Annotated in this window: 11 protein-coding genes, 4 tRNA genes and 2 rRNA genes (1 of these 17 only partly in view); all 17 read left to right on the plus strand. The window is 58.0% G+C overall.

All coding sequences use genetic code 11. The features are described from left to right. A 23S ribosomal RNA gene (locus PJW05_RS03680) occupies window positions 1-1,817 on the plus strand; it begins 1,073 nt to the left of the window's first position. 139 nt (window positions 1,818-1,956) lie between these two features. Then, a 5S ribosomal RNA gene (rrf, locus tag PJW05_RS03685) occupies window positions 1,957-2,072 on the plus strand. A 179-nt stretch (window positions 2,073-2,251) separates the two neighbouring features. Then, the gene (gene birA / locus PJW05_RS03690) at window positions 2,252-3,208 is read left to right on the plus strand and encodes a bifunctional biotin--[acetyl-CoA-carboxylase] ligase/biotin operon repressor BirA (RefSeq protein ID WP_271410418.1); all 957 of its coding nucleotides are present in this window, start codon (window positions 2,252-2,254) and stop codon (window positions 3,206-3,208) included. Further along, a complete protein-coding gene (locus tag PJW05_RS03695; RefSeq protein WP_271410419.1) occupies window positions 3,198-3,953 on the plus strand; it encodes a pantothenate kinase in 756 nt (251 codons plus the stop codon). The genes birA and PJW05_RS03695 overlap by 11 nt, the downstream gene beginning before the upstream one ends. Before the next feature lie 3 nt (window positions 3,954-3,956). Then, entirely contained in the window at window positions 3,957-4,634 is a 678-nt protein-coding gene (locus PJW05_RS03700; RefSeq protein WP_271410420.1) for an SPOR domain-containing protein, read from the plus strand. 140 nt (window positions 4,635-4,774) lie between these two features. Beyond that, a tRNA-Tyr gene (locus PJW05_RS03705) sits at window positions 4,775-4,859 on the plus strand. Window positions 4,860-4,885: 26 nt separating this feature from the next. After that, window positions 4,886-4,959: transfer RNA gene (locus PJW05_RS03710), tRNA-Gly, on the plus strand. A 26-nt stretch (window positions 4,960-4,985) separates the two neighbouring features. Beyond that, window positions 4,986-5,061, plus strand: a tRNA-Thr gene (locus PJW05_RS03715). 83 nt (window positions 5,062-5,144) lie between these two features. After that, window positions 5,145-6,338 (plus strand): elongation factor Tu, encoded by a 1,194-nt coding sequence (gene tuf / locus PJW05_RS03720; protein WP_271410421.1) that lies wholly within the window; start codon window positions 5,145-5,147, stop codon window positions 6,336-6,338. Between the two features lie 53 nt (window positions 6,339-6,391). Further along, window positions 6,392-6,467, plus strand: a tRNA-Trp gene (locus PJW05_RS03725). A 47-nt stretch (window positions 6,468-6,514) separates the two neighbouring features. Then, window positions 6,515-6,883, plus strand: a complete 369-nt coding sequence (gene secE / locus PJW05_RS03730; protein ID WP_271410422.1) for a preprotein translocase subunit SecE — start codon at window positions 6,515-6,517, stop codon at window positions 6,881-6,883. A gap of 10 nt (window positions 6,884-6,893) precedes the next feature. Continuing rightward, complete coding sequence (nusG, locus tag PJW05_RS03735; RefSeq protein WP_021702718.1) at window positions 6,894-7,427, plus strand: transcription termination/antitermination protein NusG; 534 nt, start codon at window positions 6,894-6,896, stop codon at window positions 7,425-7,427. A 116-nt stretch (window positions 7,428-7,543) separates the two neighbouring features. Beyond that, window positions 7,544-7,975: a 50S ribosomal protein L11 gene (gene rplK, locus PJW05_RS03740; protein ID WP_003448698.1), complete on the plus strand. Its 432-nt coding sequence runs from the start codon at window positions 7,544-7,546 to the stop codon at window positions 7,973-7,975. After that, on the plus strand, window positions 7,975-8,670 hold the full coding sequence (rplA, locus tag PJW05_RS03745) for a 50S ribosomal protein L1 (protein ID WP_271410423.1): 696 nt from the start codon (window positions 7,975-7,977) through the stop codon (window positions 8,668-8,670). Before rplK ends, rplA begins: the two co-directional genes overlap by 1 nt. Before the next feature lie 213 nt (window positions 8,671-8,883). Then, window positions 8,884-9,384, plus strand: a complete 501-nt coding sequence (gene rplJ / locus PJW05_RS03750; RefSeq protein ID WP_016490524.1) for a 50S ribosomal protein L10 — start codon at window positions 8,884-8,886, stop codon at window positions 9,382-9,384. 81 nt (window positions 9,385-9,465) lie between these two features. Next, on the plus strand, window positions 9,466-9,834 hold the full coding sequence (gene rplL / locus PJW05_RS03755; protein ID WP_271410424.1) for a 50S ribosomal protein L7/L12: 369 nt from the start codon (window positions 9,466-9,468) through the stop codon (window positions 9,832-9,834). Between the two features lie 222 nt (window positions 9,835-10,056). Next, window positions 10,057-14,130, plus strand: a complete 4,074-nt coding sequence (gene rpoB / locus PJW05_RS03760; RefSeq protein ID WP_271410425.1) for a DNA-directed RNA polymerase subunit beta — start codon at window positions 10,057-10,059, stop codon at window positions 14,128-14,130. The last annotated feature ends 59 nt before the right edge of the window (window positions 14,131-14,189 follow it).

Here is a 14,189-nt window from a genome sequence, read left to right on the forward strand (position 1 = left end):
AAGAAAGCGTAATAGCTCACTAGTCGAGTCGGCCTGCGCGGAAGATGTAACGGGGCTCAAACTACACACCGAAGCTACGGGTTCGTCGTAAGACGAGCGGTAGAGGAGCGTTCTGTAAGCCTGTGAAGGTGAGTTGAGAAGCTTGCTGGAGGTATCAGAAGTGCGAATGCTGACATGAGTAACGACAATGGGTGTGAAAAACACCCACGCCGAAAGACCAAGGGTTCCTGCGCAACGTTAATCGACGCAGGGTGAGTCGGCCCCTAAGGCGAGGCAGAAATGCGTAGTCGATGGGAAACGGGTTAATATTCCCGTACTTCTAGTTACTGCGATGGAGGGACGGAGAAGGCTAGGCCAGCTTGGCGTTGGTTGTCCAAGTTTAAGGTGGTAGGCCGAACACTTAGGCAAATCCGGGTGTTCAAGGCCGAGAACTGATGACGAGTGTTCTTTTAGAACACGAAGTGGTTGATGCCATGCTTCCAGGAAAAGCTTCTAAGCTTCAGGTAACTAGGAACCGTACCCCAAACCGACACAGGTGGTCGGGTAGAGAATACCAAGGCGCTTGAGAGAACTCGGGTGAAGGAACTAGGCAAAATGGCACCGTAACTTCGGGAGAAGGTGCGCCGGTGAGGGTGAAGGACTTGCTCCGTAAGCCCATGCCGGTCGAAGATACCAGGCCGCTGCGACTGTTTATTAAAAACACAGCACTCTGCAAACACGAAAGTGGACGTATAGGGTGTGACGCCTGCCCGGTGCCGGAAGGTTAATTGATGGGGTTAGCGCAAGCGAAGCTCTTGATCGAAGCCCCGGTAAACGGCGGCCGTAACTATAACGGTCCTAAGGTAGCGAAATTCCTTGTCGGGTAAGTTCCGACCTGCACGAATGGCGTAACGATGGCGGCGCTGTCTCCACCCGAGACTCAGTGAAATTGAAATCGCTGTGAAGATGCAGTGTATCCGCGGCTAGACGGAAAGACCCCGTGAACCTTTACTGTAGCTTTGCACTGGACTTTGAGCCTGCTTGTGTAGGATAGGTGGGAGGCTTTGAAGCGAGGACGCCAGTTCTCGTGGAGCCATCCTTGAAATACCACCCTGGCATGCTTGAGGTTCTAACTCTGGTCCGTCATCCGGATCGAGGACAGTGTATGGTGGGCAGTTTGACTGGGGCGGTCTCCTCCTAAAGAGTAACGGAGGAGTACGAAGGTGCGCTCAGACCGGTCGGAAATCGGTCGCAGAGTATAAAGGCAAAAGCGCGCTTGACTGCGAGACAGACACGTCGAGCAGGTACGAAAGTAGGTCTTAGTGATCCGGTGGTTCTGTATGGAAGGGCCATCGCTCAACGGATAAAAGGTACTCCGGGGATAACAGGCTGATACCGCCCAAGAGTTCATATCGACGGCGGTGTTTGGCACCTCGATGTCGGCTCATCACATCCTGGGGCTGAAGCCGGTCCCAAGGGTATGGCTGTTCGCCATTTAAAGTGGTACGCGAGCTGGGTTTAGAACGTCGTGAGACAGTTCGGTCCCTATCTGCCGTGGACGTTTGAGATTTGAGAGGGGCTGCTCCTAGTACGAGAGGACCGGAGTGGACGAACCTCTGGTGTTCCGGTTGTCACGCCAGTGGCACTGCCGGGTAGCTATGTTCGGAAGAGATAACCGCTGAAAGCATCTAAGCGGGAAACTCGCCTCAAGATGAGATCTCACTGGGATCTTGAATCCCCTAAAGGGCCGTCGAAGACTACGACGTTGATAGGTTGGGTGTGTAAGCGCTGTGAGGCGTTGAGCTAACCAATACTAATTGCCCGTGAGGCTTGACCATATAACACCCAAACAATCTGGTGATTGTGGGTGCGACTGGTGAAGTCGATATAGACCGAAAGTTCGCAAGAACCGCAAAGCCAACCACTGTCACATACCTGATTCGGGGTAGCGTCACCGACGATGCCCCAACCGAATTGCTTGACGACTATAGAGCGTTGGAACCACCTGATCCCATCCCGAACTCAGCAGTGAAACGACGCATCGCCGATGGTAGTGTGGAGCTTCTCCATGTGAGAGTAGGTCATCGTCAAGCTCCTATCCCAAACCCCCGATCCGCGACTGCGGTTCGGGGGTTTGTCTTTGCGCGCGGGAAAATCCGGGTTGGATGATGCATGGGCAGGTGGTAGTGCCTGCCCGGTACGTGCCGGATTTCTATGCAACCCAGGTGTGCATGGATATGATGCCTGCCTCATTGTGAGTCGGACCGAGTACATGCTGACCCTATTGAAACTTCTGCAAGATGGACGCTTTCACTCGGGCCAGGCCTTGGGTCGGGCCCTTGGTGTGAGCAGAAGTGCTGTGTGGAAGCAGCTTCAGCAGCTGGAGGTGGAGCTGGGCCTTTCTATATACAAAGTGCGCGGCCGAGGTTATCGCTTGCAATGTCCGTTAAGCCTGCTCGATCAAGATGTTTTGAATGGTACAGGCGTTCCTTGGGAGCACCGGATATTCGACTCGTTGGACTCCACCAATGCTGAAGTGATGCGCCGCCTTTCGATGGGGAGCGCGCCGCCATTCGCAGTTATTGCTGAGCGGCAAACTGAAGGCAGGGGGCGCCGAGGGCGCCGGTGGGTCAGCCCTTATGCCCAGAATCTCTATTACAGCTTGGCGCTACGCATCGATGGTGGTGCTCGTCAGTTGGAGGGCTTGAGCCTGGTGGTTGGGCTGGCAGTTCTGAGGGCTTTGCGTTCGCTTGGCCTTGGATCGGTTGGCCTTAAGTGGCCAAACGATCTCCTGGTGGGGCATCGCAAGATTGCGGGAATTCTTCTTGAGCTGCTGGGCGATCCGGCCGACATCTGCCATGTCGTCGTCGGGATTGGGGTTAACGTGAATATGCAGTTGCCTGCCGAAGAAATCGATCAGCCCTGGACTTCCATGCAAATGGAAATCGGTGCACCGATGGATAGGAATGTGCTGGTGGCTCGCTTGAGTGAATGTCTTGCGGAGTATCTAGAGCGCCATAAGAGAGAAGGCTTTTCAGTCCTGCGTGAGGAGTGGGAGGCTAGTCATCTTTGGCAGGGGAAGCAGGTCAACCTGATTGCGGGTGTACAGACGATTCAAGGACGGGTGCTAGGGATAGATGTAACGGGTGCGTTGCTTCTCAGTGTCGACGGCGAAGAGCGGGCATACAGTGGTGGAGAGCTCAGTTTGAGGTTGAGTGATGATTCTTGAGCTTGACTGCGGCAACAGCTTTATCAAGTGGCGCGTGATCGATGACGCCCAAGTGGTAATCGTGGCGGGTGGGGTGGCCGGTTCCGATGAGGAGCTGATTTCTGCGCTGCGGAAGGTTTCGGGGCTCGCGCTTCGTCACTGTCGGTTGGTCAGTGTCCGTTCCGGGGAGGAAACCTGTGCATTGACTGATCAGTTGCAGGCGGTTTTTGGAGTTACTTGCGTCAGTGCATCACCAGCCATGGAGTTGGGAGGGGTGCGCAACGGCTATTCCGACTTTCAGCGCCTTGGGCTTGATCGGTGGCTGGCGGTCCTGGGCGCCTATCACATTGCCCGTAAACCTTGCCTGGTCCTGGACCTTGGCACGGCGGTGACGTCAGATCTCATCGCTGGGGATGGGGAGCACCTAGGCGGGTTCATCTGTCCGGGAATGCCGCTTATGCGCAATCAGCTTCGCACTCACACCCGTCGCATTCGTTATAACGACGAGGCCGCGGAGAGGGCGCTGCTCGACTTGGCGCCTGGGCGTTCGACCGTTGAGGCGGTAGAGAGAGGATGCCTCCTTATGCTGCGTGGTTTTGTGCAGGCACAGATTGACCTGGCGTCCAAGCACTTTGGCGATGAGTTCGAAGTCTTCCTAACGGGAGGAGATGCGCTACTGGTCAGGGACGTGCTGCCGTGCGCAAGGGTGCTGCCTGATCTGGTGTTTGTAGGCCTGGCAATTGCCTGTCCATTGCATCGAGGTTGATTCATGCGCTGGTTGTTTCTGTTTCTTCTGGTTCTGAATCTCTTCTATTACGTCTGGCACCAGCAACAGGCCCCACTGCGGCCGAAAGAGGTAGAGACGCTGTCGCTCTATAAGGGTGGGCGGCAGGACATTCGTCTTCTTAGCGAGTCCGCCGATGTCCAGCCAAGGCGAAGTGCGTCATCGGCTGTTCCGGTAGCGGAAGTCGAATGTCTCTTTCTGGGAGGGTTTGAGCGTGAAGAGCAGGCTCGTGAGATTGAGCAGCGCTTGATCAGTCTGGATGTCCGCTCGACGGTACAGCCCGTTGATGCTGCGGCGGGCATCGACTATTGGGTCTATCTCTCACCCTTGGCGTCGCGGGAGGCTTCGCTGCGTCAGCTCAAAGAACTGCAGGCCCGGAAGATCGACAGCTACATCGTTACGCAGGGCGATCTGGTCAACGGTATCTCCCTCGGCATTTTCCCGCGTATGGACTCGGCTGAAAGCGTCATGCAGCGACTGCGGGATGCAGGCTACGAGCCTTTTATGCGCGAATTGACCCGTGCGCACCGAGATTATTGGGTGCGCGTGGCTCCTGAAAGCCGCCGCTTGGTCGATGATCCACTGCTCGGGCAGCTGTCGGGAGATTTTTTTGGGCTAAAACATCAACTTATGCCGTGCGAAGGTGTTGCATCTCCTCGTTAGCTTGAATAGAATGGCGCCCGCTTCGCAGGGTGGCCCGAAAAGCCGAATGCGAAGATGCTGTCAAATGAAGCTAACCTCAAGATTTTAATGAGAAAAAGCTTGACAGTAGGGTGGCAGAAGAAGAGAATGCCGCCTCCCTTGGAGGGGTTCCCGAGCGGCCAAAGGGATCAGACTGTAAATCTGACGTCATAGACTTCGAAGGTTCGAATCCTTCCCCCTCCACCAGATTCAAAGCGAGAGCTGCGAGCTCCGCGGGTATAGTTCAGTGGTAGAACCTCAGCCTTCCAAGCTGATGATGCGGGTTCGATTCCCGCTACCCGCTCCAGGTTTGCTGTTTTCGTAATGCGTTTGGCTCATGTAGCTCAGCTGGTAGAGCACACCCTTGGTAAGGGTGAGGTCAGCGGTTCAAATCCGCTCATGAGCTCCATCTCAACAAAGGCAGATATGAAAATATCTGCCTTTGTTTTAATGGTGGCGTGACTTGCTCAATTTTGATGGGAGACGTTCTCGATGGCTAAAGAAAAGTTCGAACGTAACAAACCGCACGTCAACGTTGGCACCATTGGTCACGTTGACCACGGTAAGACCACTCTGACCGCTGCGCTGACCAAGGTTTGCTCCGAGACCTGGGGTGGTGCTGCTCGTGCTTTCGACCAGATCGACAACGCGCCGGAAGAGAAGGCTCGCGGTATCACCATCAACACCTCCCACGTTGAGTACGATTCCGCCATTCGTCACTACGCTCACGTTGACTGCCCCGGTCACGCTGACTACGTGAAGAACATGATCACTGGTGCTGCCCAGATGGACGGCGCGATCCTGGTTTGCTCCGCTGCCGACGGCCCCATGCCGCAGACTCGCGAGCACATCCTGCTGTCCCGTCAGGTAGGCGTGCCCTATATCGTCGTATTCCTGAACAAGGCCGACATGGTCGACGACGCCGAGCTGCTGGAACTGGTCGAAATGGAAGTTCGCGACCTGCTGAACACCTACGACTTCCCGGGTGACGACACTCCGATCGTGATCGGCTCTGCTCTGATGGCCCTGGAAGGCAAGGACGACAACGAAATCGGCGTTTCCGCTGTTCGTAAACTGGTTGAGACCCTGGACTCCTACATTCCGGAGCCGGTGCGTGCCATCGACCAGCCGTTCCTGATGCCGATCGAAGACGTGTTCTCCATCTCCGGTCGCGGCACCGTGGTTACCGGTCGTGTTGAGCGCGGTATCGTCAAGGTGGGCGAGGAAATCGAGATCGTCGGTATCCGTCCGACCACCAAGACCACCTGCACCGGCGTGGAAATGTTCCGCAAGCTGCTCGACGAAGGTCGTGCTGGCGAGAACGTTGGCGCCCTGCTGCGCGGCACCAAGCGTGATGACGTAGAGCGTGGTCAGGTTCTGGCCAAGCCGGGCACCATCAAGCCGCACACCAAGTTCGAGTGCGAAGTGTACGTGCTGTCCAAGGAAGAAGGCGGTCGCCACACTCCGTTCTTCAAGGGCTACCGTCCGCAGTTCTACTTCCGTACCACTGACGTGACCGGTAACTGTGAACTGCCGGAAGGCGTTGAGATGGTAATGCCGGGCGACAACATCAAGATGGTTGTCACCCTGATCGCCCCGATCGCCATGGAAGACGGCCTGCGTTTCGCGATCCGCGAAGGTGGCCGTACCGTTGGTGCCGGCGTGGTTGCCAAGATCATCGAGTAACGACTTGATCTTGGTGTATCAGGCCGGCATAATGGTCGGCCTGACTTTGTTATAGGCCAGTAGCTCAATTGGCAGAGCGGCGGTCTCCAAAACCGCAGGTTGGGGGTTCGATTCCCTCCTGGCCTGCCAGATTCCAAGAAAGAGAATCTGGCATTTCTCTCACAGGATCCTAGCTGATGAATGCCAAGGCTGAAGCCAAAGAAACACGCTTCGACGTTCTGAAGTGGGTCGTTGTGGTGGCTCTTGTTGCTGTTGGCGTGGTCGGCAATCAGTATTTTTCTGCTGAGCCGATCCTGTATCGTGTCCTTGCTCTTCTCGCTCTTGCTGCTGCAGCTGCTGTCATTGCTCTGCAGACTGCTAAGGGTCAGGCTTTCTTTGTTCTTGCCAAGGAAGCTCGTGCGGAGATACGCAAGGTTGTTTGGCCGACCCGTCAGGAAACCACTCAGACCACTTTGATTGTCGTGGCTGTCGTGCTGGTAATGGCGCTGCTGTTGTGGGGGCTTGATACCCTGCTCGGCTGGCTTGTTTCGTTGATTGTTGGTTAATAGGTGCGCCGTGGCTAAGCGTTGGTACGTTGTGCATGCCTACTCGGGTTACGAGAAGCATGTCATGCGCTCGCTGATTGAGCGCGTCAAGCTGGCCGGCATGGAAGATGAGTTCGGCGAGATTCTGGTTCCCACTGAAGAAGTGGTTGAGATGCGTAACGGCCAGAAGCGCAAGAGCGAACGCAAGTTCTTCCCTGGCTATGTGCTGGTGCAGATGGAGATGAACGAGGCGACTTGGCACTTGATCAAGGACACTCCTCGTGTGATGGGCTTTATCGGTGGTACTGCCGATAAGCCGGCTCCGATCACCGAGAAAGAGGCTGACGCCATCCTGCGTCGTGTTGCTGATAGCGGTGATAAGCCGAAGCCGAAAACGTTGTTTGAGCCGGGTGAGACCGTTCGGGTTATCGATGGTCCATTCGCTGACTTCAATGGCGTTGTCGAAGAGGTCAATTACGAGAAGAGCCGGATCCAAGTGGCCGTGCTCATCTTTGGCCGCTCTACGCCGGTAGAGCTGGAGTTCAGTCAGGTCGAGAAGGCTTAGCTGAAAATGGCATCCCAACCCCGCAGCCCTAGGTTGCGGGGTTTTGTCGTCACTGGGATAAACGCGAAAGCAATCGGGGAGCCTTCGGGCGCTAGAACCCGTAACTGGAGTTATACATGGCTAAGAAGATTCAAGCTTATATCAAGCTGCAAGTGAAGGCCGGTCAGGCCAACCCGTCGCCGCCGGTCGGTCCCGCTCTGGGTCAGCACGGCGTGAACATCATGGAGTTCTGCAAGGCGTTCAACGCCAAGACCCAAGGCCTCGAGCCGGGTCTGCCGACTCCCGTGATCATCACCGTATACAGCGACCGCAGCTTCACTTTTGAGACCAAGAGCACCCCGGCTTCCGTCCTGCTGAAAAAAGCGGCCGGCATCGCCAGCGGTTCTCCGCGTCCGAACACCCAGAAAGTAGGCACCGTTACCCGTGCTCAGCTGGAAGAGATCGCCAAAGCCAAGAAGGCTGATCTGACTGCAGCTGACCTGGACGCGGCCGTGCGTAGCATCGCCGGTTCCGCTCGTAGCATGGGCCTGAACGTGGAGGGTGTGTAATGGCTAAGTTGACCAAGCGCCAAAAGGCAATCGCCGAGAAAGTAGAAGCTGGCAAACAGTACGCTTTCGAGGACGCCGCCAAACTGCTGGCTGAACTGGCTACCTCCAAGTTCAAAGAGTCCGTCGACGTCTCCATCAACCTGGGCGTTGATCCGCGTAAATCCGACCAGGTCGTTCGTGGTGCCACCGTTCTGCCGAACGGCACCGGCAAGAGCGTCCGCGTTGCCGTCTTCACCCAGGGTCCGGCCGCCGAAGCTGCTCTGGCTGCTGGCGCTGACAAGGTTGGTATGGACGAGCTGGCTGCCGAAATGAAAGGCGGCGACCTGAGCTATGACGTCGTGATCGCTTCCCCGGATGCGATGCGTGTTGTAGGTCAGCTGGGCCAGATCCTCGGCCCGCGCGGTCTGATGCCGAACCCGAAAGTCGGCACCGTGACCCCGGACGTGGCCACCGCCGTCAAGAACGCCAAGGCTGGTCAGGTGCGTTTCCGTACCGACAAGAACGGTATCATCCACGCTTCCGTAGGCAAGGTTGACTTCGAGCCGATCAAGCTGAAGCAGAACGTGGAAGCCCTGATGGCTGACCTGAAGCGCCTGAAGCCGTCCACCTCCAAGGGTGTGTACCTGAAGCGCGTGACCCTGAGCACCACCATGGGGCCGGGCCTGCAGATCGATCAGGCTTCCCTCGAAGGCTAAGTGATAAGAGGTGCGTCGGATGCGTCCGGCGCACCAGGTATTGGGGTCCCTGCCTGGCGGGGGCTATCCAAGACCGTAGGCGGCGACAGCCTTAAACCGGGAAGTGATTTCCAGGCCTACGCAGATGGTGCTCCCGATTCGTTTACCGAATCAGACACCAAAACGCCGTCCGGCTCCGGCTGGACGAAACGGTAACATCCAGGAGTTAGACCCGTGGCAATTAAACTCGAAGACAAGAAGGCCATCGTCGCTGAAGTCAACGAGGCTGCCAAAGCTGGCCTGTCCGCTGTCGTGGCTGATGCCCGTGGCGTGACCGTAGCCGCTATGACCGGACTCCGTAAAGAGGCCCGCGAAGCAGGCGTATACGTACGTGTCGTACGTAACACCCTGGCTCGCCGCGCCGTTGCCGGCACTCAATTTGAAGTGCTCAACGACGTGTTCAAAGGCCCGACCCTGATTGCGTTCTCCAATGAACATCCGGGCGCAGCTGCCCGCATCTTCAAGGAATTCGCCAAGGGTCAGGACAAGTTCGAGATCAAGGCCGCTGCATTCGAGGGCCAGTTCCTCGCAGCCAATCAGATCGACGTACTGGCGACCCTGCCGACCTACAACGAAGCCGTTGCACAGCTGATGAGCGTAATCCAAGGCGCTACCAGCAAGCTGGCTCGTACTCTGGCGGCTATTCGCGACCAGAAAGAAGGCGCCGCTGCCTGATCCAGGCTGCATCGTCCCTTTCACGAAATCTTTTAATTTTGATGGCCGCGAAGGCTGTCCACCAATACAGGAATTAGAGTCATGGCTCTGACCAACGAAGACATCATCAACGCCGTATCCGAAATGTCCGTCATGCAGATCGTTGAACTGATCAAGGCGATGGAAGAGAAGTTCGGTGTTACCGCTGCTGCCGCCGTTGCCGCTGGCCCGGCTGTAGCTGCTGCTGCTGTTGAAGAGCAGACCGAGTTCACCATCGTCCTGGCCGAAGCTGGCGACAAGAAAGTGAACGTGATCAAGGTCGTTCGCGAGCTGACCGGTCTGGGTCTGAAAGAGGCCAAGGCAGTTGTTGACGGCGCCCCGGGCGTGGTCAAGGAAGGCGCTTCGAAAGAAGAGGCCGAAGCTGCCAAGAAAGCTCTGGAAGAAGCTGGCGCCAAAGTCGAGCTCAAGTAAGCGACGACCTTGCGTCAACAGCCTCCGCGCCTCGCGCAAGGCTGACGGCTGGTGGCTCATGCCACCGGCCTTTTTCCGTTCTAGGTGGTTGTCTCTCCTGACGCCACCTTGAGCGTGACCCGACCTCCATGGGAGGCGGCGCAAACCAAGGGGTTTGCACGATTTTCTGGCTACTCCCGTCGGAGGGGCCAAACAAGCAGGTGACCAAGCTGGGGAACGCTGATGGCTTACTCATACACTGAGAAAAAACGTATCCGCAAAGACTTTAGCAAGTTGCCGGACGTCATGGATGTACCCTACCTCCTGGCCATCCAGCTGGATTCGTATCGCGAATTCCTGCAGGCGGGAGTCAGCAAAGAGCAGTTCCGTGACATCGGCCTGCACGCGGCCTTCAAGTCTGTTTTCCCGATCATCAGCTATTCCGGCAATGCCGCCCTGGAATACGTGGGCTATCGCTTGGGCGAGCCGGCGTTCGATGTCAAGGAATGCGTGCTGCGCGGCGTGACCTTCGCCGTGCCGCTGCGGGTGAAAGTCCGTCTGATCATCTTCGACAAAGAGTCGTCGAACAAAGCGATCAAGGACATCAAGGAACAGGAAGTCTACATGGGGGAAATCCCCCTCATGACCGAGAACGGTACCTTCATCATCAACGGTACCGAGCGCGTCATCGTCTCCCAGCTGCATCGCTCGCCGGGCGTGTTCTTCGATCACGACCGTGGCAAGACCCACAGCTCGGGCAAACTGCTGTATTCCGCTCGTATCATCCCCTACCGCGGTTCCTGGCTGGACTTCGAGTTTGATCCGAAGGACTGCGTGTTCGTCCGTATCGACCGTCGCCGCAAGCTGCCGGCCTCCGTCCTGCTGCGCGCGCTGAACTACAGCACTGAAGAAGTGCTGGACGCGTTCTACGCCACGAACGTTTTCCACGTGAAGGGCGAAGGCCTGCACCTGGAGCTCGTGCCGCAGCGCCTGCGCGGTGAGATCGCCGTGTTTGATATCAAGGACGAGAACGGCAAGGTGATCGTGGAGCAGGGGCGTCGTATCACTGCCCGCCACATCAACCAGTTGGAAAAAGCCGGCATCAAGGAGCTGGAGGTTCCGCTCGACTATGTCCTTGGTCGTACCACCGCCAAGGCCATCGTGCATCCGGCCACCGGCGAGATCATCGCCGAGTGCAATACCGAGCTGACCACCGACCTGCTGGTGAAGATCGCCAAGGCGCAGGTCGTCCGCATCGAGACCTTGTACACCAACGACATCGACTGCGGTCCGTTCATTTCGGACACCCTGAAGATCGACTCCACCGGCAACCAGCTGGAGGCCCTGGTCGAGATCTACCGCATGATGCGCCCGGGCGAGCCGCCGACCAAGGAAGCCGCCGAGACGCTGTTCAACAACCTGTTCTTCAGCGCCGAGCGTTACGACCTGTCCGCCGTTGGCCGCATGAAGTTCAACCGTCGTATCGGTCGCACCGAGATCGAAGGTTCCGGCGTGTTGAGCAAGGAAGACATCGTCGACGTACTGAAGACCCTGGTCGATATCCGTAACGGCAAGGGTATCGTCGACGACATCGACCACCTGGGTAACCGTCGCGTCCGTTGCGTCGGTGAAATGGCCGAGAACCAGTTCCGCGTTGGCCTGGTGCGCGTCGAGCGCGCGGTCAAGGAACGCTTGTCCATGGCTGAGAGCGAAGGCCTGATGCCGCAGGACCTGATCAACGCCAAGCCGGTGGCTGCCGCGATCAAGGAGTTCTTCGGCTCCAGCCAGTTGTCCCAGTTCATGGACCAGAACAACCCGCTCTCCGAGATCACCCACAAGCGCCGTGTTTCCGCACTCGGCCCAGGCGGTCTGACCCGTGAGCGCGCGGGCTTCGAGGTTCGTGACGTACACCCGACCCATTACGGCCGCGTGTGCCCGATCGAAACCCCTGAAGGTCCGAACATCGGTCTGATCAACTCCCTCGCGACCTACGCCCGCACCAATCAGTACGGCTTCCTGGAAAGCCCGTACCGCGTGGTGAAAGGCACTCAGGTTACCGACGAGATCGTCTTCCTCTCCGCCATCGAAGAGGCCGACCACGTCATCGCTCAGGCATCCGCGACGATGAACGAGCAAGGTCAGCTGGTGGACGAACTGGTGGCCGTACGTCACCTGAACGAATTCACCGTGAAGGCTCCGGAAGACGTGACCCTGATGGACGTCTCGCCGAAGCAGGTCGTTTCCGTCGCCGCCTCGTTGATCCCGTTCCTCGAGCACGACGACGCCAACCGTGCACTCATGGGCTCGAACATGCAGCGTCAGGCCGTGCCGACCCTGCGTGCCGACAAGCCGCTGGTGGGTACCGGTATGGAGCGCAACGTTGCGCGCGACTCCGGCGTCTGCGTCGTGGCTCGCCGTGGCGGCGTGATCGACTCGGTCGACGCCAGCCGAATCGTGGTTCGCGTCAACGACGACGAAGTCGAGACCGGCGAAGCAGGTGTGGATATCTACAACCTGACCAAATACACCCGTTCCAACCAGAACACCTGCATCAACCAGCGTCCGCTGGTGCAGAAGGGTGATGTGGTCGCTCGCGCCGACATCCTCGCCGATGGTCCGTCCACCGACATGGGTGAACTCGCTCTGGGTCAGAACATGCGCGTTGCGTTCATGCCCTGGAACGGCTTCAACTTCGAGGACTCCATCTGCCTGTCCGAGCGCGTGGTGCAGGAGGATCGCTTCACCACTATCCACATCCAGGAACTGACCTGTGTGGCGCGTGACACCAAGCTCGGCCCAGAAGAAATCACCGCGGACATCCCGAACGTGGGTGAGGCTGCGCTGAACAAGCTGGACGAGGCCGGCATCGTTTACGTTGGTGCGGAAGTGCAGGCAGGCGACATCCTGGTGGGCAAGGTCACTCCGAAAGGCGAGACCCAGCTGACCCCGGAAGAGAAGCTGCTGCGCGCGATCTTCGGTGAGAAGGCGTCCGACGTGAAGGACACCTCCCTGCGCGTGCCCACCGGCACCAAGGGCACCGTGATCGACGTCCAGGTCTTCACCCGCGATGGCGTCGAGCGCGACAGCCGTGCCTTGTCCATCGAGAAGATGCAGCTGGACGAGATCCGCAAGGACCTGAACGAAGAGTTCCGCATCGTCGAAGGAGCAACCTTCGAGCGTCTGCGTTCCGCTCTGGTTGGCCAGATCGCCGAAGGCGGCGCCGGCCTGAAGAAGGGCACCGAGATCACCGACGAGTACCTCGACGGTCTCGAGCGCGGCCAGTGGTTCAAGCTGCGCATGTCCGAGGACGCCCTGAACGAGCAGTTGGAAAAGGCCCAGGCCTACCTGTCCGACCGCCGTCAGATGCTGGACGACAAGTTCGAAGACAAGAAGCGCAAACTGCAGCAGGGCGATGACCTCGCTCCGGGCGTGCTGAAAATCGTCAAGGTCTACCTGGCCATCAAGCGTCGCATCCAGCCGGGCGACAAGATGGCGGGACGTCACGGTAACAAGGGTGTGGTCTCCGTGATCATGCCGGTCGAAGACATGCCCCACGACGCCAACGGCACTCCGGTGGACATCGTTCTGAACCCGCTGGGCGTACCGTCTCGTATGAACGTTGGTCAGATTCTCGAAACCCACCTGGGCCTCGCTGCCAAGGGTCTGGGCGAGAAGATCAACCGCATGATGGAAGAGCAGCGCAAGATCGCTGAACTGCGCGAGTTCCTCCATGAGATCTACAACGAGATCGGTGGCCGTCAGGAGAGCCTGAACGAGCTGAGCGACCAGGAAATCCTGGACCTGGCGAAGAACCTGAAGGGTGGCGTACCCATGGCCACCCCAGTGTTCGACGGCGCCAAGGAAAGCGAGATCAAGGCCATGCTGAAGCTCGCCGACCTGCCGGAAAGCGGCCAGATGCGTCTGTTCGACGGTCGTACCGGCAACCAGTTCGAGCGTCCGACCACCGTCGGCTACATGTACATGCTCAAGCTGAACCACCTGGTCGACGACAAGATGCACGCACGTTCCACCGGTTCCTACAGCCTGGTTACCCAGCAGCCGCTGGGCGGTAAGGCGCAGTTCGGTGGCCAGCGTTTCGGGGAGATGGAGGTCTGGGCGCTGGAAGCCTACGGCGCCGCCTACACCCTGCAGGAAATGCTGACCGTGAAGTCGGACGACGTGAACGGCCGGACCAAGATGTACAAGAACATCGTGGACGGCGATCACCGCATGGAGGCTGGCATGCCCGAGTCCTTCAACGTGCTGATCAAAGAGATCCGCTCGCTCGGCATCGACATCGAACTGGAAACCGAATAACACGCGACGCCCAAAGCGCTACGGCTGGTCAAGGCCGGTCGTAGCGGGTCCGTGAGGAG

It is taken from the genome of Pseudomonas sp. Q1-7 (assembly GCF_028010285.1).
Lineage (GTDB): Bacteria > Pseudomonadota > Gammaproteobacteria > Pseudomonadales > Pseudomonadaceae > Metapseudomonas.

Coding starts and splice junctions, on each gene's coding strand:
- birA (WP_271410418.1), top strand. CDS start 2,252: ATGCTGACCCTATTGAAACTTCTGCAAGATGGACGCTTTCACTCGGGC.
- PJW05_RS03695 (WP_271410419.1), top strand. CDS start 3,198: ATGATTCTTGAGCTTGACTGCGGCAACAGCTTTATCAAGTGGCGCGTG.
- rpoB (WP_271410425.1), top strand. CDS start 10,057: ATGGCTTACTCATACACTGAGAAAAAACGTATCCGCAAAGACTTTAGC.
- PJW05_RS03700 (WP_271410420.1), top strand. CDS start 3,957: ATGCGCTGGTTGTTTCTGTTTCTTCTGGTTCTGAATCTCTTCTATTAC.
- rplA (WP_271410423.1), top strand. CDS start 7,975: ATGGCTAAGTTGACCAAGCGCCAAAAGGCAATCGCCGAGAAAGTAGAA.
- rplK (WP_003448698.1), top strand. CDS start 7,544: ATGGCTAAGAAGATTCAAGCTTATATCAAGCTGCAAGTGAAGGCCGGT.
- tuf (WP_271410421.1), top strand. CDS start 5,145: ATGGCTAAAGAAAAGTTCGAACGTAACAAACCGCACGTCAACGTTGGC.
- secE (WP_271410422.1), top strand. CDS start 6,515: ATGAATGCCAAGGCTGAAGCCAAAGAAACACGCTTCGACGTTCTGAAG.
- rplL (WP_271410424.1), top strand. CDS start 9,466: ATGGCTCTGACCAACGAAGACATCATCAACGCCGTATCCGAAATGTCC.